Origin of the sequence: Paracoccus chinensis, from assembly GCF_900102885.1 — a bacterium.
In the GTDB taxonomy this organism is placed as follows: domain Bacteria; phylum Pseudomonadota; class Alphaproteobacteria; order Rhodobacterales; family Rhodobacteraceae; genus Paracoccus; species Paracoccus chinensis.
The window spans coordinates 102,628-124,134 of sequence record NZ_FNGE01000005.1 but is presented as its reverse complement, the minus strand read 5'-3'; the positions used below and the strand labels follow the sequence as shown (position 1 = coordinate 124,134).

General features: G+C 70.4%; 27 protein-coding genes. 26 read left to right on the top strand and 1 reads right to left on the bottom strand.

Translation table 11 applies throughout. The annotated features are described in order from the left end of the window. Positions 1 to 49: 49 nt before the first annotated feature. The 4 genes from BLQ03_RS07105 to BLQ03_RS07090 are packed head-to-tail and all read left to right on the top strand — an operon-like array spanning position 50 to position 3,487. Positions 50 to 643, top strand: coding sequence for a histidine phosphatase family protein (locus BLQ03_RS07105; protein ID WP_217629676.1), 594 nt, complete (start codon positions 50 to 52; stop codon positions 641 to 643). A gap of 11 nt (positions 644 to 654) precedes the next feature. Further along, positions 655 to 1,425, top strand: a complete 771-nt coding sequence (locus BLQ03_RS07100) for a TIGR04290 family methyltransferase (protein ID WP_090754284.1) — start codon at positions 655 to 657, stop codon at positions 1,423 to 1,425. Next, positions 1,422 to 2,354: a glycosyl hydrolase gene (locus BLQ03_RS07095; protein ID WP_090754282.1), complete on the top strand. Its 933-nt coding sequence runs from the start codon at positions 1,422 to 1,424 to the stop codon at positions 2,352 to 2,354. Before BLQ03_RS07100 ends, BLQ03_RS07095 begins: the two co-directional genes overlap by 4 nt. Positions 2,355 to 2,365: 11 nt before the next feature. Continuing rightward, positions 2,366 to 3,487 (top strand): inositol-3-phosphate synthase, encoded by a 1,122-nt coding sequence (locus BLQ03_RS07090; protein ID WP_245688713.1) that lies wholly within the window; start codon positions 2,366 to 2,368, stop codon positions 3,485 to 3,487. On the opposite strand, the gene BLQ03_RS07085 is transcribed toward BLQ03_RS07090, so the two are convergent. After that, on the bottom strand, positions 3,430 to 4,041 hold the full coding sequence (locus tag BLQ03_RS07085) for a DUF1003 domain-containing protein (protein ID WP_090754277.1): 612 nt from the start codon (positions 4,039 to 4,041) through the stop codon (positions 3,430 to 3,432). The two genes, BLQ03_RS07090 and BLQ03_RS07085, sit on opposite strands and share 58 nt — an antisense overlap. An 83-nt stretch (positions 4,042 to 4,124) precedes the next feature. On the opposite strand from BLQ03_RS07085, the gene BLQ03_RS07080 reads away from it, so the two are divergent. The 22 genes from BLQ03_RS07080 (at position 4,125) to BLQ03_RS06975 (ending at position 21,465) form a co-directional block, all read left to right on the top strand. After that, positions 4,125 to 5,090 (top strand): MDR/zinc-dependent alcohol dehydrogenase-like family protein, encoded by a 966-nt coding sequence (locus tag BLQ03_RS07080; protein ID WP_245688712.1) that lies wholly within the window; start codon positions 4,125 to 4,127, stop codon positions 5,088 to 5,090. Further along, positions 5,087 to 6,073: a Gfo/Idh/MocA family protein gene (locus BLQ03_RS07075; RefSeq protein ID WP_090754275.1), complete on the top strand. Its 987-nt coding sequence runs from the start codon at positions 5,087 to 5,089 to the stop codon at positions 6,071 to 6,073. The genes BLQ03_RS07080 and BLQ03_RS07075 overlap by 4 nt, the downstream gene beginning before the upstream one ends. After that, the gene (locus BLQ03_RS07070; RefSeq protein ID WP_090754273.1) at positions 6,074 to 7,129 is read left to right on the top strand and encodes a polysaccharide pyruvyl transferase family protein; all 1,056 of its coding nucleotides are present in this window, start codon (positions 6,074 to 6,076) and stop codon (positions 7,127 to 7,129) included. Next, complete coding sequence (locus BLQ03_RS07065; protein WP_217629675.1) at positions 7,126 to 8,511, top strand: Coenzyme F420 hydrogenase/dehydrogenase, beta subunit C-terminal domain; 1,386 nt, start codon at positions 7,126 to 7,128, stop codon at positions 8,509 to 8,511. Before BLQ03_RS07070 ends, BLQ03_RS07065 begins: the two co-directional genes overlap by 4 nt. 110 nt (positions 8,512 to 8,621) lie before the next feature. Continuing rightward, positions 8,622 to 9,842, top strand: coding sequence for a sugar-transfer associated ATP-grasp domain-containing protein (locus BLQ03_RS07060; RefSeq protein ID WP_090754270.1), 1,221 nt, complete (start codon positions 8,622 to 8,624; stop codon positions 9,840 to 9,842). 10 nt (positions 9,843 to 9,852) lie between these two features. Further along, positions 9,853 to 10,863 (top strand): hypothetical protein, encoded by a 1,011-nt coding sequence (locus BLQ03_RS07055; RefSeq protein WP_090754267.1) that lies wholly within the window; start codon positions 9,853 to 9,855, stop codon positions 10,861 to 10,863. Between the two features lie 323 nt (positions 10,864 to 11,186). Beyond that, complete coding sequence (locus BLQ03_RS07050; RefSeq protein ID WP_175558785.1) at positions 11,187 to 11,555, top strand: permease; 369 nt, start codon at positions 11,187 to 11,189, stop codon at positions 11,553 to 11,555. Further along, complete coding sequence (locus tag BLQ03_RS07045; RefSeq protein ID WP_090754264.1) at positions 11,467 to 12,852, top strand: DNA-packaging protein; 1,386 nt, start codon at positions 11,467 to 11,469, stop codon at positions 12,850 to 12,852. The genes BLQ03_RS07050 and BLQ03_RS07045 overlap by 89 nt, the downstream gene beginning before the upstream one ends. A gap of 154 nt (positions 12,853 to 13,006) precedes the next feature. After that, positions 13,007 to 14,197 (top strand): phage portal protein, encoded by a 1,191-nt coding sequence (locus tag BLQ03_RS07040; RefSeq protein WP_090754464.1) that lies wholly within the window; start codon positions 13,007 to 13,009, stop codon positions 14,195 to 14,197. A gap of 1 nt (position 14,198) precedes the next feature. Next, positions 14,199 to 14,432 (top strand): GTA head formation protein, RCAP_rcc01685 family, encoded by a 234-nt coding sequence (locus BLQ03_RS07035; RefSeq protein ID WP_090754262.1) that lies wholly within the window; start codon positions 14,199 to 14,201, stop codon positions 14,430 to 14,432. A 3-nt stretch (positions 14,433 to 14,435) separates the two neighbouring features. Further along, positions 14,436 to 14,978, top strand: a complete 543-nt coding sequence (locus BLQ03_RS07030; protein ID WP_425415722.1) for an HK97 family phage prohead protease — start codon at positions 14,436 to 14,438, stop codon at positions 14,976 to 14,978. Between the two features lie 165 nt (positions 14,979 to 15,143). After that, positions 15,144 to 16,325 (top strand): phage major capsid protein, encoded by a 1,182-nt coding sequence (locus BLQ03_RS07025; RefSeq protein ID WP_090754260.1) that lies wholly within the window; start codon positions 15,144 to 15,146, stop codon positions 16,323 to 16,325. Between the two features lie 133 nt (positions 16,326 to 16,458). Further along, complete coding sequence (locus BLQ03_RS07020) at positions 16,459 to 17,067, top strand: head-tail connector protein (protein WP_090754257.1); 609 nt, start codon at positions 16,459 to 16,461, stop codon at positions 17,065 to 17,067. Further along, positions 17,064 to 17,402 (top strand): head-tail adaptor protein, encoded by a 339-nt coding sequence (locus tag BLQ03_RS07015; protein ID WP_090754255.1) that lies wholly within the window; start codon positions 17,064 to 17,066, stop codon positions 17,400 to 17,402. The genes BLQ03_RS07020 and BLQ03_RS07015 overlap by 4 nt, the downstream gene beginning before the upstream one ends. Further along, positions 17,399 to 17,830: a DUF3168 domain-containing protein gene (locus BLQ03_RS07010; protein ID WP_090754253.1), complete on the top strand. Its 432-nt coding sequence runs from the start codon at positions 17,399 to 17,401 to the stop codon at positions 17,828 to 17,830. Before BLQ03_RS07015 ends, BLQ03_RS07010 begins: the two co-directional genes overlap by 4 nt. A gap of 11 nt (positions 17,831 to 17,841) precedes the next feature. Further along, entirely contained in the window at positions 17,842 to 18,270 is a 429-nt protein-coding gene (locus tag BLQ03_RS07005; RefSeq protein ID WP_090754251.1) for a phage major tail protein, TP901-1 family, read from the top strand. Further along, positions 18,267 to 18,584: a gene transfer agent family protein gene (locus BLQ03_RS07000; RefSeq protein WP_245688711.1), complete on the top strand. Its 318-nt coding sequence runs from the start codon at positions 18,267 to 18,269 to the stop codon at positions 18,582 to 18,584. The genes BLQ03_RS07005 and BLQ03_RS07000 overlap by 4 nt, the downstream gene beginning before the upstream one ends. Beyond that, the gene (locus BLQ03_RS06995; RefSeq protein ID WP_090754249.1) at positions 18,581 to 18,808 is read left to right on the top strand and encodes a rcc01693 family protein; all 228 of its coding nucleotides are present in this window, start codon (positions 18,581 to 18,583) and stop codon (positions 18,806 to 18,808) included. The genes BLQ03_RS07000 and BLQ03_RS06995 overlap by 4 nt, the downstream gene beginning before the upstream one ends. Before the next feature lie 16 nt (positions 18,809 to 18,824). Continuing rightward, positions 18,825 to 19,481 carry a phage tail tape measure protein gene (locus BLQ03_RS06990; RefSeq protein WP_090754247.1) on the top strand — a complete coding sequence of 219 codons (657 nt, stop codon included), beginning with the start codon at positions 18,825 to 18,827 and terminating at the stop codon, positions 19,479 to 19,481. Between the two features lie 87 nt (positions 19,482 to 19,568). Next, positions 19,569 to 20,201 (top strand): DUF2460 domain-containing protein, encoded by a 633-nt coding sequence (locus tag BLQ03_RS06985; protein WP_090754245.1) that lies wholly within the window; start codon positions 19,569 to 19,571, stop codon positions 20,199 to 20,201. After that, complete coding sequence (locus BLQ03_RS06980; protein ID WP_090754243.1) at positions 20,198 to 21,034, top strand: DUF2163 domain-containing protein; 837 nt, start codon at positions 20,198 to 20,200, stop codon at positions 21,032 to 21,034. Before BLQ03_RS06985 ends, BLQ03_RS06980 begins: the two co-directional genes overlap by 4 nt. After that, on the top strand, positions 21,031 to 21,465 hold the full coding sequence (locus BLQ03_RS06975) for an NlpC/P60 family protein (protein WP_090754240.1): 435 nt from the start codon (positions 21,031 to 21,033) through the stop codon (positions 21,463 to 21,465). Before BLQ03_RS06980 ends, BLQ03_RS06975 begins: the two co-directional genes overlap by 4 nt. Positions 21,466 to 21,507 lie beyond the last annotated feature (42 nt).

The following is a 21,507-nucleotide window of genomic DNA, read 5'->3' as shown; positions in this document are numbered from 1 at the left end:
TTCATCTTTGTTGCTTGACATGGTTTTTACGGCACAGCGGGGGCTTGGCATGGGCGTTCTGATCGGGCTGGTCCGCCACGGATCGCATGACGACCTGGGCACATGGCTGAGCGGGCGGACCCGCGACGTGGCGCTGAACGCGGCGGGGCGGGACGAAACGGCGACCCTTGCGCGGCGGCTTGCGGGGCGGGGCGTGACGGCCATCACCACCAGCCCGCGGCGGCGGACGGTGGAAACGGCGGACATCTTGGGCGCGGGGCTGAACCTGACGCCGGTCCTTGCGCCGGATCTCGACGAGATCGACTTCGGCGGCTGGTCGGGGCAGCGCTTCGCCGACCTCGACGGCGAGCCGGACTGGGACCGCTGGAACGCCGCCCGTGCAACGGCGCCGACGCCGGGGGGCGAGACAATGGCTGCGGCGGTCGCCCGCGCCATGCACCACATCGACCATCTGGCGGGGCAGGGCGGCGGGCCGGTCCTCTGCGTCAGCCATTGCGACGTGATCCGGGGGGTGGTCGCGCAGGTGCTGGGGCTGCCGCTCGACAACCTGCTGCGGTTCGAGATCGCGCCCGCCTCGGTCAGCTGGCTGATGGCGCATGGACAAGGCGCGGGGCATGTCCTAACCCTCAACGGCACTGCCTGACGGAACGGATAATGAACGCAACGCAGATCGCGCAACGGGTCGAGGGGCTTGGGCCGTGGTTCCACAACCTGGACCTGAACGGCATCCGCACCGCCCCCGGCCATTTCCTGGGGGATTACCCCGCCGACAAGTTCGCCCGCTTCGCCCATCTGCTGCCCGGGGACCTGACCGGGAAAACCGTGCTCGACATCGGCTGCAACGCCGGCTTCTACAGCTTCGAGATGCGCCGCCGGGGCGCCGCCCGCGTGCTGGGCATCGACATGGACGCCCGCTACCTGGCGCAGGCCCGCTTTGCCGCCGAGGTGCTGGGCGAGAAGGACGTCGAGTTCCGCCAGTTGGGCGTCTATGACGTGGGGCGCCTGGGGGAACGCTTCGACCTCGTGATCTTCATGGGGGTGCTGTATCACCTGCGCCACCCCCTGCTGGCGCTGGACCTGATCCGCGAACATGTCGCGGGCGACCTGATGCTGTTCCAGACCCTGACGCGCGGTCCCGACACGGTGGCCGCGCCTGCCGAGGACTACGACTTCTCGGAAGACGCCCATTTCCAGCAGCCCGACTGGCCCCGCATGGCCTTCATCGAGCGCAAGTGGGCCCATGACTGGACCAACTGGTGGGTCCCGAACCGCGCGGGCGTCGAGGCGATGCTGCGCGCCTCGGGCTTTGCCGTGGAAACCGGCCCCGCCGACGAGGTCTACCTGTGCCGCACCGCCGAGGTGCCCTTCGCCAATTACGGACCCCACGTGGTCTATCCCGCCCGACCCGAGGAGCCTGCCCGATGATCGAAGCCGCGATGATCTGGAACGAGCCGAACAACAAGTCCCACTGGGACCCTGAACTCGACCCGGACTGGTCGCGCTTCGGCCGGTGCGTGACGCTGGCGGGGCAGGCCATCAAGGCGGCCAACCCCGCCATCACCCGCGTCCTCGGCGGCATGTCCCCGATCGACCCGCTGTGGGTGCAGCGGATGGAAGGCCACGGGGCGCTGGACCACGTGGACGTGGTCGCGGTCCACGGCTTCCCGCTGGACTGGAACCTGTGGCAGATCCAGGAATGGCCCGCCAAGGTGGCCGAGATCGAGGCCGTCACGGACAAGCCCGTCTGGGTGACCGAGGTCGGCGTCGGATCGTTCGGTGCGGAAGAGGTGCAGGTCTTCGGCGTGCAAAAGACGGCCGAGCTGCTGGTCGGCCGCGTGCCGCGCATCTTCTGGTATTCGCTGTTCGACCTGCCGCAGGAATGGGGCGCGACGACCCGCCACCGCGAGGCGGAAGGGTCCTCCTACTACCGCCATTTCTACATGGGCCTGATCCGCGCGGACGGCACCCCCAAGCCGGGGCTGGACGCCTATGCGCCCCACGCCGCCGACATGGGACTGATGCAGTGGTTCCACTACCAGGACCCGCGGCTGGACGATGCGGTTGCCTGGATGAAGCGGCTGGGTGTGAAGCACCTGCGCACGGGCCTCAGCTGGGCCGACAGCTTCCGCCCCGACGCGCTGGGCTGGTTCGACCGGCAGATGGAGGCGCTGGCCGATTTCGACACCACCGTGACCTTCTGCTTCACGCCGGAACATCTCGGCCCCGGCGCGCATCACACCAGCCCGCCGCATGATCCGCAGCAGTTCGCCGATTTCTGCGCCGCGATGATCGAACGATATGCGCCCGCGCGGGTTGAGGCGGCGCCGGCCGCGCTTCAGCCGGCCCTGACCTGAAGGCCCCCTGCATGAAAGACGCCCACATGCCGATCAACATCGCCATTGTCGGGGTCGGCAACTGCGCCAGTTCGCTGGTGCAGGGCCTGACCCACTATGCCGGGCGCAACGACGCCATCGGGCTGATGCACCACAATCTCGGCGGCTATCGCCCCGACGACATCCGCGTGGTCGCGGCCTGGGACATCGACGAACGCAAGGTCGGCCGCGACGTGGCGCAGGCGATCTTCGCCGCGCCCAACTGCACCGCCGTCTTCGCCCCCGAGGTGCCCGATACCGGCGCAGTCGTACGGATGGGAAGACTGCTGGACGGCGTGGCCGAACACATGGCCGACCACCCGGCCGAGCGGAGCTTCCTGCCCGCCGACGTCCCCGAGCCCTCGCGCGACGACGTGGTGGCGGCCCTGCGCGATGCTGGCGTGGACGTGCTGATGAACTACCTGCCCGTCGGCAGCCAGAAGGCGACCGAGTTCTACGCCGAATGCGCGCTGGAAGCGGGCGTGGCCTTCGTCAACAACATCCCCGTCTTCATCGCCTCGGACCCGGCCTGGGCCGAGCGCTTCCGGAAGGCGGGCGTTCCGATCATCGGGGACGACATCAAGGCGCAGCTTGGCGCGACCATCGTCCACCGGGTGCTGACGGACCTTTTTGCCAAGCGCGGGGTCAAGCTCTGCCGGACCTACCAGCTGAACACGGGCGGCAACACCGACTTCCTGAACATGGCCAATCGCAAGCGGCTGGAAAGCAAGAAGATCTCGAAGACCGAGGCCGTCCAGTCCGTCGCCGCCGAGCGCATGGCCGACGAGAACATCCACGTCGGCCCTTCGGACTACGTCGCCTGGCAGAAGGACAACAAGGTCTGCTTCCTGCGGATGGAGGGCGAACTGTTCGGCGGCGTCCCCATGAACCTGGAACTGCGCCTGTCGGTCGAGGACAGCCCGAACTCGGCCGGGGTCGCCATCGACATGATCCGCTGCGCCGCCATTGCCCGCGACCGTGGCCTTTCCGGGCCGGTGCTGGCGCCCGCGGCCTGGTTCTGCAAGCACCCGCCGCGCCAGATGACCGACGACGAGGCCTATGAGGCGGTCGAGGCCTTCATCGCGGAGCCGCCCCTGGCCGCGCCCGCATCGTGAGTGCGGGGATGGCCGGGGGCGCCGGCGTCCTTCCCGTCGATCTCCTCCAGCGCGTCAAGGACCTGCTCGGGATCGACGTTCTTCTCGACCTCCTCGGCGGCCCTCTCGTCGATCGGCACCTCCAGCTTTTCCGCCATCCGGTGGATGACGGTGGCGAGCTTGGTCAGTTCGTCCTCGGTCAGCAGGCTGACATGCAGGGTGAAATCGGCGCGGGCGTCGGCGCGCTGTTCTTCCCGCCGCTGGTTCATCAGGACGAAGAGCGACAGGAAGATCGCCTCGGCCGACGCGACCGAGCCGATCATCCCCAGCCCCTCGCCGAAGGGTACGGGGATCGGGATCAGGTCGGTCAGCACCAGCAGAAGCCCGCCGTAGAAGACGACATGCAGGACGATGAAGGTCATCGAGCCCGCGACGCGGGTGATGGTTTCCGCGACGCGGTCGCTCAGCGAGGCGCGGGCGTCCTCCTCGCGCCGCCGCTTGACCAGCCGCATGATGTTGCTGGTCAGTTGCTCCTTCATGCCTTCACCGGACGGGACGGGATCTTCGCGGTCCATGACAGCCTTTCCACCTTTGCCATCCACAAGGGGAGGCGCCGCGATCCGGTTCCGGTCCCTGACATTGTTACGGACGATTGACGATGACCCAGACCATGCGTGCGGCGGTTCTTGAAGGACCGCAGCGGTTTTCCGTGGCCGAGGTGCCCGTGCCCACCCCCGGCCCCGGCGAGGTGCTGATCCGGCTGGAAGGCTGCGGCGTCTGCGCATCGAACGTGGAACCATGGGAGGGCCAGCCGTGGTCCACCTGGCCCGGCGCGCCGGGCGGCATGGGCCACGAGGGCTGGGGCCGGATCGTGGCCCTGGGCGAGGGGGTCGAGGGCCTGTCGGTCGGCAACCGTGTGACGGCGCTGACGGAACGGTCCTATGCGGAATACGACGTGGCGGGCGCCGACATGGTGGTGCCGCTGCCCGCCTCGCTGGACGGGATGCCGGTTCCGGGCGAGCCCGTGGCCTGTGCCATGAACATCTTTGCGCGGTCCGACGTGCGCCCCGGCCAGACGGTGGTGATTGTCGGGATCGGCTTTCTGGGCGCGATCCTGACGCGGCTGGCGACGGATGCGGGCGCAAGGGTGATCGCGGTGTCGCGCCGGGCCGAGACGCTGGAACTGGCGCGGCAGATGGGTGCGGCCGAGACCATCACGATGGACGACCATTGGCGCATCATCGAGGACGTGAAGCGCCTGACCGATGGCCGCATGGCCGAGCGGGTGATCGAATGCGTGGGCAAGCAGTGGCCGCTGGACCTCGCCGGGGAACTCGTGGCCGAGGGCGGGCGTCTGGTGATCGCAGGCTATCACCAGGACGGACCCCGGCAAGTGAACATGCAGATGTGGAACTGGAAGGGCATCGACATCGCCAGCGCCCATGAGCGTGACGCGGCCGTCCGCGTGGCGGGCCTGCGGGCCGCGGTGGATGCGCTGGCCTCGGGCAAGCTGGACCTGTCGCCGCTGCTGACCGGGACCTATGCGCTGGATACCCTGGGCGAGGCGCTGGCCGCGACCCGCGACAAGCCGGGCGCCTTCGTCAAGGCCTGGGTGGCGCTGTGAGCCGCCCGAGGCTTGGTTTCCTCGGCACCGGCTGGATCGGGCGGCACCGGATGGCGGCGCTGGCCGCGACCGGGCTGGCCGAGATCGTGGCCGTGGCCGAGCCCGACGACAACGGCGCCGCCGAAGCGCTGGCGCTCGCCCCCGGCGCGAAGCGGGTGGACGGGCTGGACGCCCTGCTGCGCGAGGACATCGACGCGGTGGTGATCGCCACCCCCAGCGCCGCCCATGCCGAGCAGTCCATCGCCGCGCTGGACGCAGGCAAGGCCGTCTTCTGCCAGAAGCCCCTGGGCCGCACGGAACCGGAAGTCGCCGAGGTGGTCGAGGCCGCCCGCCGCGCCGACCGGCTGCTGGGCGTGGACCTGTCCTATCGCCAGACCGCCGCCATGGGCGTGATCCGTCCGCTGCTGGACGCGGGCGACCTAGGGCATGTCTTCGGCGTGGACGTGACCTTCCACAACGCCTGGGGCCCGGACAAGCCGTGGTTCTATGACCCGAAGCTCTCGGGCGGCGGCTGCGTCGTTGACTTGGGCGTCCATCTGATCGACCTCGCCTTGTGGTCCTTGGGCTGGCCCGAGGTCCATGGCGTCGAAAGCCGCCTTTACGCCAAGGGCGCGCCGCTGGCCGACCCTTCGGCGCAGGTTGAGGACTATGCCGTCGCCACTCTCGACCTCGCCGGCGGGACCGTCGTGCGGCTCGCCTGTTCCTGGGGGTTGCAGGCGGGACGCGAGGCGGTGATCGCGGCTGAGTTCTTCGGGACGGAAGGCGGGGCGAGCCTGCGGAACGTCAACGGCTCCTTCTACGATCTGCGGGCCGAGCGGCATCACCACATCCGCGCCGAAAGCCTCGCCGAACCGCCCGACGAATGGGGCGGGCGCGCGGCAGTGGACTGGCTGACGCGGCTTTCCCAAGGGGCGCGCTTCGACGACGAGGCGCGGCACCTGGTGACGGTCGCGCGGGTGATCGACCGGATCTACGGGCGATAGATGCGGGTCGGTGTCCTGACCTTCCACCGCTGCATCAACTACGGCAGCTACTGGCAGGCCCGCTGCCTGGTCGAGGCCATCGCCGCGCGGGGCCATGACGCCGTGCTGCTGGACCACCATTCCTGCGAGGTGACCTCGCGCGAGTGGCGCTATGCCTTCCAGCCGCTGACGCCGCAGCGGTCCTCCCGCGCGGATGTGGCGCAGTATGGGCGCAAGCTGCGCAAGTTCCTGGACGCCTTCCGCGCGCTGCCGCTGTCGGCGCCCTTCGACCTGGACGCCCCCGAGGCGATGCCCCCGGTGGACCTCGCGGTGATCGGCAGCGACGAGGTGCTGAACCTTTCGCACCCTTGGTACGGTGGCAAGCCGGTCTTCTGGGGCGAGGGGATCGCGGCCCCCCGCGTCGTGACCTATGCCGCGAGCTTCGGGAATTACGCCGCCGACTTCGTCGAGCCGCAATGGGCGGAACGCCTGCGTGATCTGGACGCGATCTCGGTCCGCGATGACAACAGCTTCGGGCTGGTGGAAGGGGCCACCGGCAGCGAGCCCGCGATGGTGCTGGACCCGGTGCTGCTGAACCCCCCTAAGGTTGAGGCGGCAAAGGAGGCGCCGTATCTGCTGGTCTATGGCCACCACATCCCCGATTGGTTCGCCACTCGCGTAACCGAGGCTGCCCGCGCAAGGGGCCTGCGGACGATCAGCGTCGGCTACCGCAATGACTGGGCCGACGAGCAGCGGCTCGACGCGGGGCCACAGGAGTTCGCGGCGCTGGTCGCGGGGTCCGAGGCGGTGGCCACGACCTATTTCCACGGCTGCTGCTTTGCGCTGGTGAACGGCAAGCCGCTGGTCTGCGCCCCTTCGGATTACCGCTGGACCAAGGTTCGCGACCTGACCGCGCTGCTGGGGGCCGAGCGCCACCTGACCTTCGAGGACCGCGACCCCGCCGATGTCGCAACGTTGCTGGCCGAGCCGGTTTCACAGGCCGTTCAGGCGCGGATCGCCGACCTTCGGGCGCAGTCCTCGGCCTGGCTGGACGCCGCGCTGGCGGGGCGGGCATGACGCAGGCGCTCAGCCCCGCGCAGATCGTCCGCTCGGGCCTGTGCATCGGCTGCGGGGCCTGCGTGTCCGGGACCGACGCGGCAATGGAGTGGGACGACTACAGCCAGTTGAAGCCCACCGGTCCGGGTACCCATCAATGCAGCAAGGACTTCGCCCGGCTCTGCCCCTTCTCGCCCGAGGCGACGAACGAGGATCAGATCGCCGCCGCCCGCTTCCCCGAGGCGCCGCACCATGACGCCCGCCTCGGCCGATACACCTCCTGCCACGTCGGCGCGGTGGCGGAAGCGCCCTTCCGCGAACGCGGCAGCTCCGGCGGCATGGTCAGCTGGGTCGCGGCCGAGCTGATGCGGCGGGGCGAGATCGACGGCGTCCTGCACGTCCATCCCGGCAAGCCCGGCGAGCCCTTCTTCGGCTACCGCATCAGCCGCAACGAAGACGAACTGCTCGCCGGCGCCCGATCCCGCTATCACCCGATCCACCTGGCCGAGGTGCTGGATCAGGTCCGCGCCACGCCGGGCCGTTACGCCGTGGTGGGCATCCCCTGCTTCATCAAGGCGGTGCATCTGGCCCGCGCGCAGGATGCCGTCCTGGCCGAGCGGATCACGCACATGCTGGGCCTCTTCTGCGGTCACATGAAAAGCGCGCGCTTCGTGCAAAGCTTCGCCTGGCAGTTGGGCGCGGACCATGACCGGGTGCGGGCGGTCGAGTACCGGCTGAAGGACGCGAACCGGCCCGCGAACTGGTACACGGCGCATCTGACGCTGGATGATGGCTCGACGGTGCAGAACGAGTGGTTCCATCTCGCCGACGGCGACTGGGGCGCGGGGTATTTCCAGAACTCGGCCTGCAACTTCTGCGACGACGTGGTGGCCGAGACGGCGGATGTCAGTTTCGGGGATGCCTGGGTCGAGCCCTATTCCTCGGACGGACGCGGCACGAACGTGGTCGTGGTCCGCGCGCCCCTGATCCAGCAGATCATTGACGAGGGCCGGGCCGAGGGGCGGCTGGACCTGCAACAGGTCGATGCCGATTTCGTCGCGGACACGCAGGCGGCGGGTTTCCGGCAGCGGCGCGAAGGGTTGGCCTATCGCCTGACATGGGCCAAGCGCGGCATCCGCCCCGTCAAGCGGGTCGCGCCGCAGGCAAAGGGGATCGGCTGGCGCAGGAAGCTCGTCTATCGCACCCGCGCGGCGATCAGCCGGGGCTCGCACCGGATGGCCTGGCTTGCGGTCCGGACGGCGCGGCCGCAGCTTTACCTCGGCTGGGCACGGCGGGCCTATGCGGTCTACGAGGGGCTGACCTATGATCGCGGCCGTTTTGCGCCGCTGTTTTCCCGCATCGAGCGCGCGGCCGGGCGGCGGCCGCAAGGCAAGGGTTCCTGAGCCAGCCTTCCGACGCAGGCAGCGGGCGCGGGCCTGCGCGGTTTTTGTGGACAAGAGAGGCAACGCGCGGTCCAAACTGGGCGCATCCGTGATCCGCTTGCGAGGCCGCGATGCAGGACTTCGACCACGCCGGCTTCCTGAAGTCCTGGTTCCCCTCGATCGCGGCAACCAACCACCCGGCGCGGTTCTTCTGGGCCCATAACGAGTTCCTCTGCACCACCCCGGCCGCCAAGCGCGCGGTGCTGGACGACAAGCTGCTGTTTTCCGGGCTGTTGGCGGTCAGCGGCCTGCCCGCGCCCCGGACGCTGCTGGCGATCCTGGGGGGGCGGTTCGTCTCGGGCTCGGGCGAGGAACTGGACGAGGCCGAAGCGGTGCGCCGCCTTCAGGGCCGGGGGGCCTTTGCCAAGACACGGACCGGCTGGGGCGGCGAGGGCTCGTTCCGCATCGGCGCGGACGGGACGATCCACGGCACGGACGGGACAAGGGTGGCAAAGAGCCTGGGCGGGTGGCTGAGGCGGATCAGGAAGTCCGACTACCTGGTGCAGGAGCTGGTGCAACAGGACGAGCGCTGCGCGCAGGCCGCGCCCGCCTCGGTCAACACCGTGCGCTGCATCACCTTTCCCGGCAGCGGCGATGACGGCCCCCGCGTGGCGCTGGCCTTCTGGCGCATCGGGAACGGCCGAACCGTCGTGGACAACATCTCGAGCGGAGGGATGATCTGCGCGGTGGACCCGTCAAGCGGGCGCGTCACCAGCGCGGCAGCCGACAAGACGCGGACGACCTACGAGGCGCATCCGGTCACCGGCTTCCGCTTCCGGGGGGCCGAGCTGCCGGGCTTCGACGCGATCCTGCGCACGGTCAGGGCCGGGCACCGGGCGCTGGACACGGCGATGTCCATCGCGTGGGACGTGGCGGTCACGCCCGAGGGACCCGTGATCCTGGAGGGCAACGGCCATTGGGGGATCAGCCTCGAGGACCTGATCCAGCCCGGCTACGAGCAGGTGCTGTGGGACGCCTTCATGGCGGGCCGCAGGGTCGAAGGCCGCGGCTTCCCGGCCGAGGCGGGGCCCGTTGCCGAGACGGACATGGTCCGCGCCTCCCTGACGATTCGCGGCAAGGTGCAGGGCGTGGGCTATCGCCGCTGGGTGACGCGCCATGCCGCCGACCGCGGCGTTCAGGCCGAGGCAAGGAACCTGAGCGACGGCACCGTGCGCTGCCGCCTGTGGGGGCAGCGCTGGCGGGTCGAGTTCGTGACGCTCGCCTGCCATCGCGGCCCCCCGGCGGCCGGGGTCGAAGGGATCGACGTCCGGGACGTGCGGCGGCTGCGCTGAGGGGAGAGGGATGGTGGACAGCCGGACCATGTTCGACCGGGCGCATGTCAGGCTGCCGCGCCGCTTCTCGAGCCGCAAGAGCGCCGAGCTGATCGCGCGTGCCGCGCTGGACAAGGGCCTGAAGGTCCGGAAGATCTCGGGGGACATCTTTCTCGTCGAGGGGCGCGGCCGGCGCGAGTTCTTCGACGCGACCATGGCGGGCTCGATCAGCCACCTGGCGCGGACGATCGTCACCAGCAAGGATCTGGCCAAGCTGTTCCTGTCGCGCAACGGCATTCCCGTGCCCGAGGGTCTGGCCTTCCCGCGCCGGGCGGTCGGCAAGGCGGTGGACTTCATGGCGCGCTCACCGGGTTCGCAGTTCGTGCTGAAACCCACGAATGGCGGGCTTGGCGCCAATGTCTTCATGGGCATCGACGGCGAGCGGAAGCTGCGCGAGAAGATCGCCGCGACCCCGCGCGAGTTCCGCAGGCTGCTGCTGGAGGAGCAGGTCGAGGGTCCCGAATGCCGCTACTTCGCGCTGGGCGACGAGGTGATCGCGGTGGCCGAGCGCCGTCCGGCCAGCATTGTGGGCGACGGACTTCTGTCGGTCGAGGACCTGGTCGCGGCCAAGAACGAGGCCCGCAAGGGTCACTTGGCGCTGTCCGGCATCGCGCTGGATGGCGAAACGCTGGAACTGCTGGCCGAGCAGGGCCTTGCGCCCGGAGACGTGCCCGCGCCGGGTCGGGTGGTGCGGCTGAAGCGGGTGTCCAACATCTCGCAGGGCGGGGACAGCGTGGACCGGACGGACGAGGTCCATCCCGAGCTGAAGGCGCTGGTGGTTGCGGCGCTGAAATCCATCCCCACGCTGCTTTACGCGGGCGTGGACGTGATCGCCGAGGACCACTCGGCGCCCGTCGCGGGGCAGCGGGTTGCGGTGCTGGAACTGAACTGGTTTCCGATGCTGCGCATCCACCACGCCCCGGCCGAGGGCCAGCCGCGCGACGTGGCGGGCGCGATCATCGACCACCTGTTCTTCCGGTGAGATCCGCCGCAACGGGAATCAATCGGCGCCATTCCTGCGGTGGATCGAGGCGGGTTGTCTGGGGAAAGATCGGAAAAACCCCCGCCGCCGCCCGGTGTTGCGTCCCGCGCGGTTGGGTGTTGCGGCTTTTATTTCTTTGAATATAAATGATTAAACGGGATTTCTGAAGGTCCTGCCTGCCCGGGCGGATTGACTTTGCGAACGGTCCGGGATACACATTCGACATGCTGGGAGAAGTGGGCAAGCGGCCGGGTCGGTGACCTCGGGCCGCTTTTTCGTTTCTTGCTCGTGCGGACAGGCACAGGGGCGGGGCATCACACAACATGGACATGAGCTTCGAGCCGGGGGGCGCACCCCTGGAGGGACCTTTCGTTGCCGGGGGGAACGAGGGGGCGCTTGGCGCGGGCGAGGCGATCGACGTCGCGGGGGAAATGTTCCGCGAGGTCGCCGAGGAGCTGCACAGGCTGAGGATCGGGCTGCGGGGCGGCAGCACCGACGACGTCAAGGACACCGCGAGGCTGGTGCGCGACCTCAGGGCCGCGACCCAGCTGGTGCTGGAGGAAAGGAACCGAGTTGACAAGCTTCGCAAGGAAGTCGCCGGAGATGTCGGGGCCGGCCGCCTCGACCTTGCCGCCGCACGAGACGAGATCGGGCGCCGCCTGGCTTGCCTCCGCCGGGCCGGAGGAGGTTGACGCCTTCATCTCGGGGCTGTCGGACAATGCGCTGGCCTCGCTGCCCTGGCTCTTCGAGTTCTGGGCCCTGCCGCACCAGTTGCCCCCCGCGGGCGACTGGAAGTCCTGGGTGATCATGGGCGGGCGCGGCGCGGGCAAGACCCGCGCCGGGTCCGAATGGGTGCGCGCGCAGGTCGAAGGCGCGACTCCGGATGCGTCGGGGCGGGCGAAGCGCGTGGCGCTGGTGGCCGAGACCTTCGATCAGGGGCGGGATGTCATGGTGATGGGGGACAGCGGGATTCTGGCCTGCTGTCCGCCGGACCGGCGGCCCGTCTGGGAAGCAGGGCGGCGGCGGCTCGTCTGGCCGAACGGGGCGACGGCCACGGTCTACTCGGCGCATGAGCCGGAGGCGCTGCGAGGCCCCCAATTCGACGCGGCATGGGTCGATGAGCTGGCCAAGTGGAAGAAGGCCGAGGAGACCTGGGACATGCTGCAGTTCGCGCTGCGGCTGGGGGAGAACCCGCAGCAGGTGGTCACGACGACTCCGCGCAACGTGGGGGTGTTGAAGGCGATCCTGCGGAATGCCTCGACGGTGGTGACGCATGCGCCGACGGATGCGAACCGGGCCTATCTGGCGGAGAGTTTCCTGGCCGAGGTTCAGGCCCGCTATGCCGGGACCCGGCTGGGGCGGCAGGAGCTGGAGGGCGTGCTGCTGGACGACGTGGAAGGCGCGCTGTGGACCACGGCGATGCTGGAAGGCTGCCGGGTGGACGCGGCGCCCGCGCTGGACCGGGTAGTGGTGGCAGTGGACCCGGCGGTGACGTCCGGGGCCGCGAGCGATGAATGCGGGATCGTGGTCGCGGGGGTTGTCTGCGAAGGGCCGCCGCAGGAGTGGCGGGCGGTCGTGCTGGAGGATGCCTCGGTGCGGGGCGGGGCGACGGAGTGGGCGCGGGCGGCAATTGCGGCCGTTGAGCGGCACGGGGCCGAGCGGCTGGTGGCCGAGGTCAACCAGGGCGGCGATCTGGTCGAAAGTGTGATCCGGCAGGTGGACCCCTTGGTGCCGTTCCGGGCCCTGCGGGCCGGGCGCGGCAAGGGGCTGCGGGCCGAGCCGGTCGCAGCGCTGTACGAGCAGGGGCGGGTAAAGCACCTGCGGAGCGGCAGGCTGGGAGCGCTGGAGGACCAGATGTGCCGGATGACGGTGCGGGGCTATGAGGGGCGGGGAAGCCCCGACCGGCTGGATGCACTGGTCTGGGCAGTCCACGAGCTGATGATCGAGCCGGCGGCGAGCTATCGGCGGCCGCAGGTGCGGGGGCTGTAGCGGGGCGCCGGGTTGCGCCGTTTGAGTCAGGAAGAAGCCGGCTTGGGCTTCGGACAGGATCGAAGGGGTCGTCCTTGGGGGCGGCCCTTTTTCTTTGGGTCAGGAGGCACGCATGGCGATGCGGTGGTTCGGGCGGCGCGGGCCGCAGGAAGGCATGGGCGCCCCTGAAGGGGCCGCCGAGGTGAAGGTTGCGCCGGTTGCGGCCCTGGTCGAGGCCAAGGCGAGCGCGGCCGGGAAGGTGATGGCGGCGCAAGGCGTAGGGCGGGCGCTGTGGGGCGCGCGTGACACGGGCGCGCTGACGCGCGGCGGCTTTGTCGGCAACCCGGTGGGCTTCCGGGCGTTGAAGCTGGTGGCCGAGGCGGCGGCGGCGGTGCCGCTGGTCTGCCAGGACGCGGAACGGCGCTATGACACCCATCCGGTGCTGGACCTGATGCGGCGGCCCAATCCGGGGCAGGGCCGGGCCGAGCTGTTCGAGGCGCTGTTCGGGCAGATCCTGCTCTCGGGAAACGGGTTCCTGGAGGCGGTGGACGTGGGGGCTTCCGGCCTGCCGGGCGAGTTGCACGTGCTGCGGTCCGACCGGATGAGCGTGGTGCCGGGAGCGGATGGCTGGCCCGTCGCCTATGAATATGCGGTGGGCGGGCGGAAGCACCGCTTTGACATGACCGGCTCGCCCGATCCGATCTGCCACATCCGCAGCTTCCATCCGACGGATGACCACTACGGGCTGTCGCCCATGCAGGCGGCGGCGGTGGCGGTGGACGTCCACAACTCGGCCAGCGCCTGGTCGCGGGCGCTGCTGGACAATGCGGCGCGGCCCTCGGGCGCGATCATCTACAAGGGCGCGGACGGGCAGGGGGTGCTGAGCCCCGACCAGTATGACCGCCTCGTGACCGAGATGGAGCAGCATCATCAGGGCGCGCGCAATGCCGGGCGGCCGATGCTGCTGGAAGGCGGGCTCGACTGGAAGCCGATGGGGTTCTCGCCCTCGGACATGGAGTTCCACGAGACGAAGCTGGCGGCGGCACGGGAAATTGCCATGGCCTTCGGGGTGCCGCCGATGCTGATCGGCATTCCGGGGGACGCGACCTATGCCAATTACGCCGAGGCGCACCGGGCCTTTTACCGGCTGACGGTGCTGCCGCTGGCGACGCGCGTCGCGGCGGGGGTGGCCTGGTGGTTGTCCGAGCATCTGGGGGCCGAGATCGACCTGAAGCCGGACCTCGATCAGATCCCGGCGCTGGCCGAGGAGCGGGACCAGCACTGGGCCCGGGTCGGGGCGGCAAGCTTCCTGACGGAGGCCGAGAAGCGGGCGGCGCTGGGGCTGCCTCCGGTCGCGGGGGGCTGAGATGGAAGGGTCGAAGTTCATTGACCGCCCCTCGGTCTGGCACGAGCAGAAGCTGGAGGCGCAGGAGCGCATCATGGCGCTGCAATTCGGGCAGGTGGACAAGCGGCTCGAACGCATCGAGGCGCTGATCGAGGGGCTGGAGGGGCGGCTGTGGATGACGGTCTACGGCGTCATCGCCGTGATCCTGACGCAGGCGGTCCAGTCGATCCTGCAATTCGCGGAAAAAGGGGCATGACGGATGCGGATGGACGATCTGGGGCTTGAGCTGAAGTTCGCGGGCGGTGCGCCCATGCTGACGGAAGGCCATGTCATCGAGGGCTATGCGAGCCTGTTCGGTCTGACCGACCAGGGCGGGGACATCGTGGCGCCGGGCGCTTACGCGGCAAGCCTGTCGCGGTTGGCGGTGCGCGGGGACAAGGTGCGGATGCTGTGGCAGCACGACCCCGCCCAGCCCATCGGAATCTGGGAGGAGATCCGCGAGGATGGCCGGGGCCTGTGGGTCCGGGGGCGCCTGCTGCCCGAGGTGGCGCAGGCGCGCGAGGCGGCGGCGCTGATCGCGGCAGGGGCCATCGACGGGCTGTCGATCGGCTATCGCACCGTGCGGGCCGAGCGGGACCGCGAGGGCCGCCGGATGCTGACCGAGGTCGAGCTGTGGGAGGTCTCGCTCGTGACTTTCCCCATGCTGCGCGAGGCCAAGGTCGGGCGGAAGTCCGAGGAACTCGGGGCCGGCGAGGAACTGGCCGAGGCGCTGCGGGCGGCCTCGGCCGTGCTGCGGGGCTGACAAAGGATCGCGGCCGGGCGGCGGGAGGGCGGGGCAGGTGAGGCGCCCCGGACCCGCTGCCCCAGGGCTGCTGAGGGGACCGGCCGGGCCATGCGCACGCGCCGACGGCAGGTGGTCGGGGCGCGGAGGCGCTGCGGCCGCCTTTTCTGACGAGGAGAAACGGCAATGACCGAGGCAAGGACCGGCTTTGGGGAGGCCTGCGGCAGCGGGACGCCTGCCGGGCTGAAGGGCGCGATGGCCGAGTTCGTAAGCGAGCTCAAGGCCTTCCGCGAGAACGTCGAAGAGAAACTGCAAGCACAGGACAAACGCATGACCATGCTGGACCGCAAGACCGCCTTCCGGGGCCGTTCGCCCCTGTCGCAGGCCGCCGACACCGAGGCGCCGCATCAGAAGGCCTTCGCGGCCTACCTGCGCCGTGGCGACGACACGGCCCTGCGCAGCCTGGCGCTGGAGGAGAAGGCGATGGCCTCGGGCACCGACGGGGGCTATCTCGCCGCGCCCACGATCTCGGAAACCGTGCAGGCGGTGCTGCGCGTGACGGGCTCGATCCGCTCGCTGGCGACGGTCGTGCAGGTCGAGTCCTCGTCCTACGAAGTCCTGATGGACAAGTCGGATATCGGCGCGGGCTGGGCCTCCGAGGTCGCTTCGACCGCCGAGACGGACACGCCGCAGGTCGAGAAGATCTCGGTCGCGCTGCATGAGCTGGCGGCGATGCCCAAGGCCACCCAGCGCCTGCTGGATGACGCCTCGTTCGACCTGGAAAGCTGGCTGGCCGAGCGCATCGCCGAGAAGTTCGCCCGCGCCGAAGCCGCCGCCTTCATCAACGGCAGCGGCCTGGACAAGCCGCGCGGCATCCTGAACGTCCCCATGGCCCCGAACGCAACCGCGACCGAGGCGCAGGTGGGCTTCGTCCCGACGGGCGTGGCGGGCGACTTTGCGGCCTCGGCTCCGGCCAATGCACTGATCGACATGGTCTATGCGCTGGGCGCGGGTTATCGCGCCAACGCCACCTGGATCATGAACAGCCGCCTGGCCGGGATGGTGCGCCGCATGCGCGACGGCGACGGTCGCTACCTGTGGTCGGACGGGCTGGCCGCCGGCGAGCCCGCGCGCCTGCTGGGCTATCCGGTGCTGATCAGCGAGGACATGCCGAACCCGGCGGCGGGGGCCAAGACCATCGCCTTCGGTGATTTCCGCCAGGCTTACAACATCGCCGAGCGGCCCGACCTGCGCATCCTGCGCGACCCCTACTCGGCCAAGCCGCACGTGCTGTTCTACGCGACCAAGCGCGTGGGCGGCATGGTGGTCGATCCCCGCGCCTTCAAGCTGCTGCACATGGGCACCTGAGGACGTCGGGGCGGGGCCGCGCAGGGCTGCCGGCCAGACCGGCAAAGCCACTGTCCGCGCGCGCTGTGGCCTGTGGCCGTGCCGCGGCCCCGATCTTCACCAGCGGCTGCTAGAGAAACGGGAGGTTTCAGGAATGTTGCTCGTCGAGGAAACCGCACCGGCACAGGCGTCGCTGCCCGTCGCCGCGCTGCGGGGCCACCTGCGGATGGGGTCGGGATTCGAACTGGTCGAGGATGCGACCGAGGATGCGGCGCTGGCAGGGTTCCTGCGCGCCGCCATCGCCACGGTCGAGGCGCGCACCGGCAAGGTGCTGCTGACGCGGGTGTTCCGCATGAGGCTGGAGGACTGGCGCGACCCGGCAGGCCAGCCTTTGCCGCTGGCCCCCGCGCTGTCGGTCGAGACGGTCGAGATGACGGACCGCGAGGGTCGGGTGAGCGAGGTGCCGCCCGCCCTGTGGCGGCTGGTGCCCGACAACCAGCGTCCGATCCTGGCGCCCACGGGGTCGAGCCTGCCGACGGTGCCCTTGGGAGGCTTCGTCACGGTGCGCTTTGCGGCGGGCTTCGGGACAAGCTGGGACCGGGTGCCCGGCGATCTGGCGCAGGCGGTGATGATGCTGGCTGCGCGCTATTACGAGGACCGGGGCTTCGACGGCAGCCAGCTTGCCCTGCCGCACGGGGTCAGCGCGCTGATCGAGCGGTGGCGGGCGGTCAGGACGCTCGCAGGACGCGGGGGGCGGGCATGAGCGCGCCCAGGGCGACGGTTCCGCTGGTGCTGGAACGCCCCGAGCGGGTGGCGGACGGCATGGGTGGCTACCGCATGGAATGGCGCCCGCTGGGCATCCTTTACGCGCAGATGCGCGCGGGCTCGGGCGCCGAGCGGCAGGGCGAGGTCGGCGCGGAAAGCGTCGTGCCCTGGCGGATCACGGTGCGGGCGGCGCGGGCCGGCGATCCGCGGCGACCCTCGGCGGGGCAGCGGTTCCGCATGGGCGGGCGGGTCTTCCGCATCGAGGCGGTGGCCGAGGCGGATGGGGCCGGGCTGTGGCTGGACTGTCGGGCAAGGGAAGAGGGGCTGACATGAGTTTCCAAGCATCCGCGGCCCTGCAGGCTGCGATCTACCAGGCGTTGCGGGCCGATCCCGCGCTGGGTGTTCTGGTGGGGGACGCGATCTTCGACGCGATGCCCGCGACGCCTCCGGCCGGCACCCATGTGGCGCTGGGCCCCGAGGATGTGACCGAGGCGGGCGACATGACGGGGGGCGGGGCGCGGCACGACTTCATCGTGTCGGTGCTGTCGGGGACCGAGGACACGGGCGGCTTCGCTCCGGTCAAGGCCGCCGCCGCGGCGGTGGTCGAGGCGCTGGAGGACGGCGGGCTTTCGCTTTCGACCGGCCATCTGGCCGGATTGTGGTTCGTCAGCGCGCGGGCGCGGCGGGCCGATGGTGGTGCGGGTCGGCGCGTGGACATGACGTTCCGCGCGCGCATCGACCTGGGCCTGAAGGTGGCATGAGGAGGACGGACATGGCGGTGCAGAACGGGCGCGACCTGCTGATCAAGATGGACATGACCGGCGACGGCAGCTTTGCCACGGTCGCCGGGCTGCGGGCGACGCGGCTCGCCTTCAACGCAGATACCGTCGACGTGACCTCGGTCGCCAGCGAGGGCGGCTGGCGCGAACTGCTGGGCGGGGCGGGGGTGCGGTCGGCCTCGATCTCGGGGTCGGGAGTGTTCCGCGACGAGGCGACGGATGCGCGGGCGCGGCAGGCCTTCTTCGACGGCGAGGTGCCGCGCTTCCAGGTGGTGATCCCCGGCTTCGGCACGGTCGAGGGGCCGTTCCAGATCACGGGCCTCGAATATGCGGGCAGCTACAACGGCGAGGCGACCTATGAACTGTCGCTGGCATCTGCCGGGGCGCTGAGCTTCCTGGCCGTGGCGGTGGTCGAGCCGTGAGCGTGAACCCGCACCGGGGCGAGGTGGCGGTGGTGCTGGACGGCCGCCGCCACGTTGCCCGGCTGACGCTGGGGGCGCTGGCGGCGCTGGAGGCCGAGCTGGGCTGCGACAGCCTGCTGGGCGTGATCGAGCGCTTCGAGAGCGGGCGGTTTTCCAGCCGCGACGTGATCGCGGTGCTGGTCGCGGGCCTGCGCGGCGGCGGCTGGCAAGGCGAGGCGCCGGACCTGATGGTGGTGGAGGTGGAAGGCGGGCCGGTCGGGGCGGCGCGGGTCGCGGCCGAGCTGATCGCGCGCGCCTTTCACGGGGCTGCATGAGCGGCGCGGGCGGCGGGGAGGCTGCCCGCGCGCGGGAGGGGGAGCGGGGGCTCGACTGGCCGGGGCTGATGCGCGCGGGGATGCGCGGGCTTGGCCTGAAACCGCGCGAGTTCTGGGACCTGACGCCGGCGGAACTGGCGCTGATGCTGGGGATCGAGTTCGGCGCAGGCGCAATGACGCGCGGGCGGCTGGACGCGCTGATGGCCGAGTTCCCCGACAGGTGAGCAATGGAGAAAGCGGATGGCGGACAGGGACGGCTTCGGCCGTGACGGGCTTGATCGTCTGGGCGAGCGCCTGGACCAGTCGGGCCGGATGACGGCGGCCTTCGAGGCGGAGCTTTCGCGCCTAGGCCAGGCCATGGGGCAGACGGGGCGCGAAGTGTCCTCACTGACCTCGGGCTTCGGCGGGGGCTTGCGCCGCGCGTTCGAGGGCGTGGTGTTCGACGGGGTCAAGCTGTCGGACGCGCTGAAGGGCGTGGCGCGGAACATGGCGGACACGGTCTTCGCCGTGGCGATGCGGCCCGTGCAGCAGGCCTTTGCGGGCGCGCTGGCGCAGGGCGTCGGCGGAATGCTGGGCGGCGCGCTGCCCTTTGCCGATGGCGGGGCCTTCTCGCAGGGGCGGGTCATGCCCTTCGCCAAGGGGGGCGTCGTCAGCCAGCCAACCTTCTTTCCAATGCGCGGGGCAACCGGGCTGATGGGCGAAGCAGGGCCCGAGGCGATCATGCCGCTGCGGCGCGGAACCGACGGGCGGCTGGGGGTGGCCGCGGCGGGTGGGAGTCGGCCGGTGAACGTCACCTTCAACGTGACGACGCCGGACGTGGCCGGCTTCCAGCGCAGCCAGAGCCAGATCGCGGCGCGGCTGGGACGGGTGATCGCCCGGGGCGAGCGAAACGGGTGAATGGGGGCTACGCCCCCGCCGTCTGCGACGGCTCCCCCAAAGTATTTGGGTCAGGAACACGCACGGGTCGTGCAGGAAGGTGGCAAGATGGCATTTCATGAGGTGCGGTTTCCGGCCGATCTGTCCTTCGGCTCGATGGGCGGGCCCGAGCGGCGGACCGAGATCGTGACGCTGACCAACGGCTTCGAGGAGCGCAACAGCCCCTGGGCGCATTCGCGCAGGCGGTATGACGCGGGGGTTGGGCTTCGGAGCCTCGATGACATGGCGGCGCTGATCGCCTTCTTCGAGGCGCGGGGCGGGCAGTTGCACGGGTTCCGCTGGAAGGACTGGACGGACTGGAAGTCCTGCCTGCCGAGCCGCGCGGTCGCCTTTGACGATCAGGTGATCGGGCAGGGGGACGGGCGGACGGTCGAGTTCCGGTTGAGCAAGCTTTATCGCTCGGGCGCGGCGGAGTATCGGCGGCCGGTCGCGAAGCCGGTCGAGGGGACCGTGCGGGTGGGCATCGGCGGGGTCGAGAAGTTTGAGACGATCGACTTCACCTGCGATCACGAAACGGGCGTGATCCGGCTCAAGGATGCGCCGATGCGGGATGCTCCGGTCACGGCGGGGTTCGAGTTCGACGTGCCGGTGCGCTTTGACACCGACCGGATCGCGGTGTCGGTGGCGACCTTCCAAGCGGGCGACGTGCCGCAGATCCCGGTGGTCGAGGTGCGGACATGACGGCGACCACCATGGCGCGGGCTTGGGCGGTCCGGCGCGCGGATGAACTGACCTTGGGGTTCACGGACCATGACGGCATGCTGTCCTTCGACGGGATCGAGTTCCGGCCCGAGGCGGGGCTGACGGCGCAGGCTCTGGTACAGGGGCTCGGGCTGGCGGTGGACAACACCGAGGCGCAGGGCGTGCTGTCGGACGACGCCATCACATCTGAGGACCTGGCGGCGGGACGCTGGGACGGGGCCGAGGTGCGGTTGTGGGAGGTGGACTGGACCGACGTGGCCGCGCGCCGGTTGGTGTTTCGCGGCTTGCTAGGCGAGGTCACCTTTGCGGCGGGCGCCTTCCGGGCCGAGCTGCGGGGTCTGGCCGAGGCGCTGAACCGGGCGCAGGGTCGGGTCTATCACCCGCGCTGCTCGGCGCTGCTGGGGGACGGGCAGTGCCGGTTCGACCTGAACGGCGAGGGGTTCTGGGCCGAGGGCGTCATCGCCTCGCTGGACGAGGGCGGCGCGCGGCTGGAGCTGGACGGGGTGCCGGTGCATCGGGCCGGGTGGTTCGAGCACGGGCGCATCCTGTTGCTGGACGGACCCGCGAAGGGGCTGGCAGGCGCGGTCAAGATCGACGCTGTGCCGGTGGCCGGGTTCAGGGCGGTCGAGTTGTGGGCGGCTCCCGGTGCGGCTCCGGCTGTGGGGGATCGGGTGCGGCTGACGGCGGGATGCGACAAGCGGGCCGAGACCTGCCGGGGGAAGTTCCTTAACTTTCCCAACTTCCGCGGCTTTCCGCATCTACCGCCCGAGGATTGGCTGATCTCGCCCCAGGCGAACGGGGGGCGGCGATGAACGAGCGGGCGGTCGAACTTGCGCGGGGCTGGATCGGGACGCCTTATGTGCACCAGGGCTCGGCGCGGGGCGCGGGGGCGGATTGCCTCGGCTTGGTCCGGGGCGTCTGGCGCGGGCTTTACGGGACCGAGCCCGAGGCCGCGCCGGCCTATACCGCCGACTGGGGCGAAACGGGCGGCGGCGAGCCCTTGCTGGCCGCCGCGTTGCGGAACCTGGTGGCGGTGGCACCGGATGCGCACGAGGGGCCGGGCGAGGTGCTGCTGTTCCGCATGAGGGACGGGGCGGTCGCCAAGCACCTGGGCATTCGCGCGGGGCTGGGCGAGGCGGCGAGCTTCGTCCATGCCTATGACCGGCACGGGGTCGTCGAAAGCCCGCTCTCCGCCCCTTGGCGGGCGCGGATCGCGGCGCGGTTCCGCTGGCCCGAGCCGTGAGGCGGGCCTGAGGGCCGCCATTTCAAGAGACATGGGAGAAGG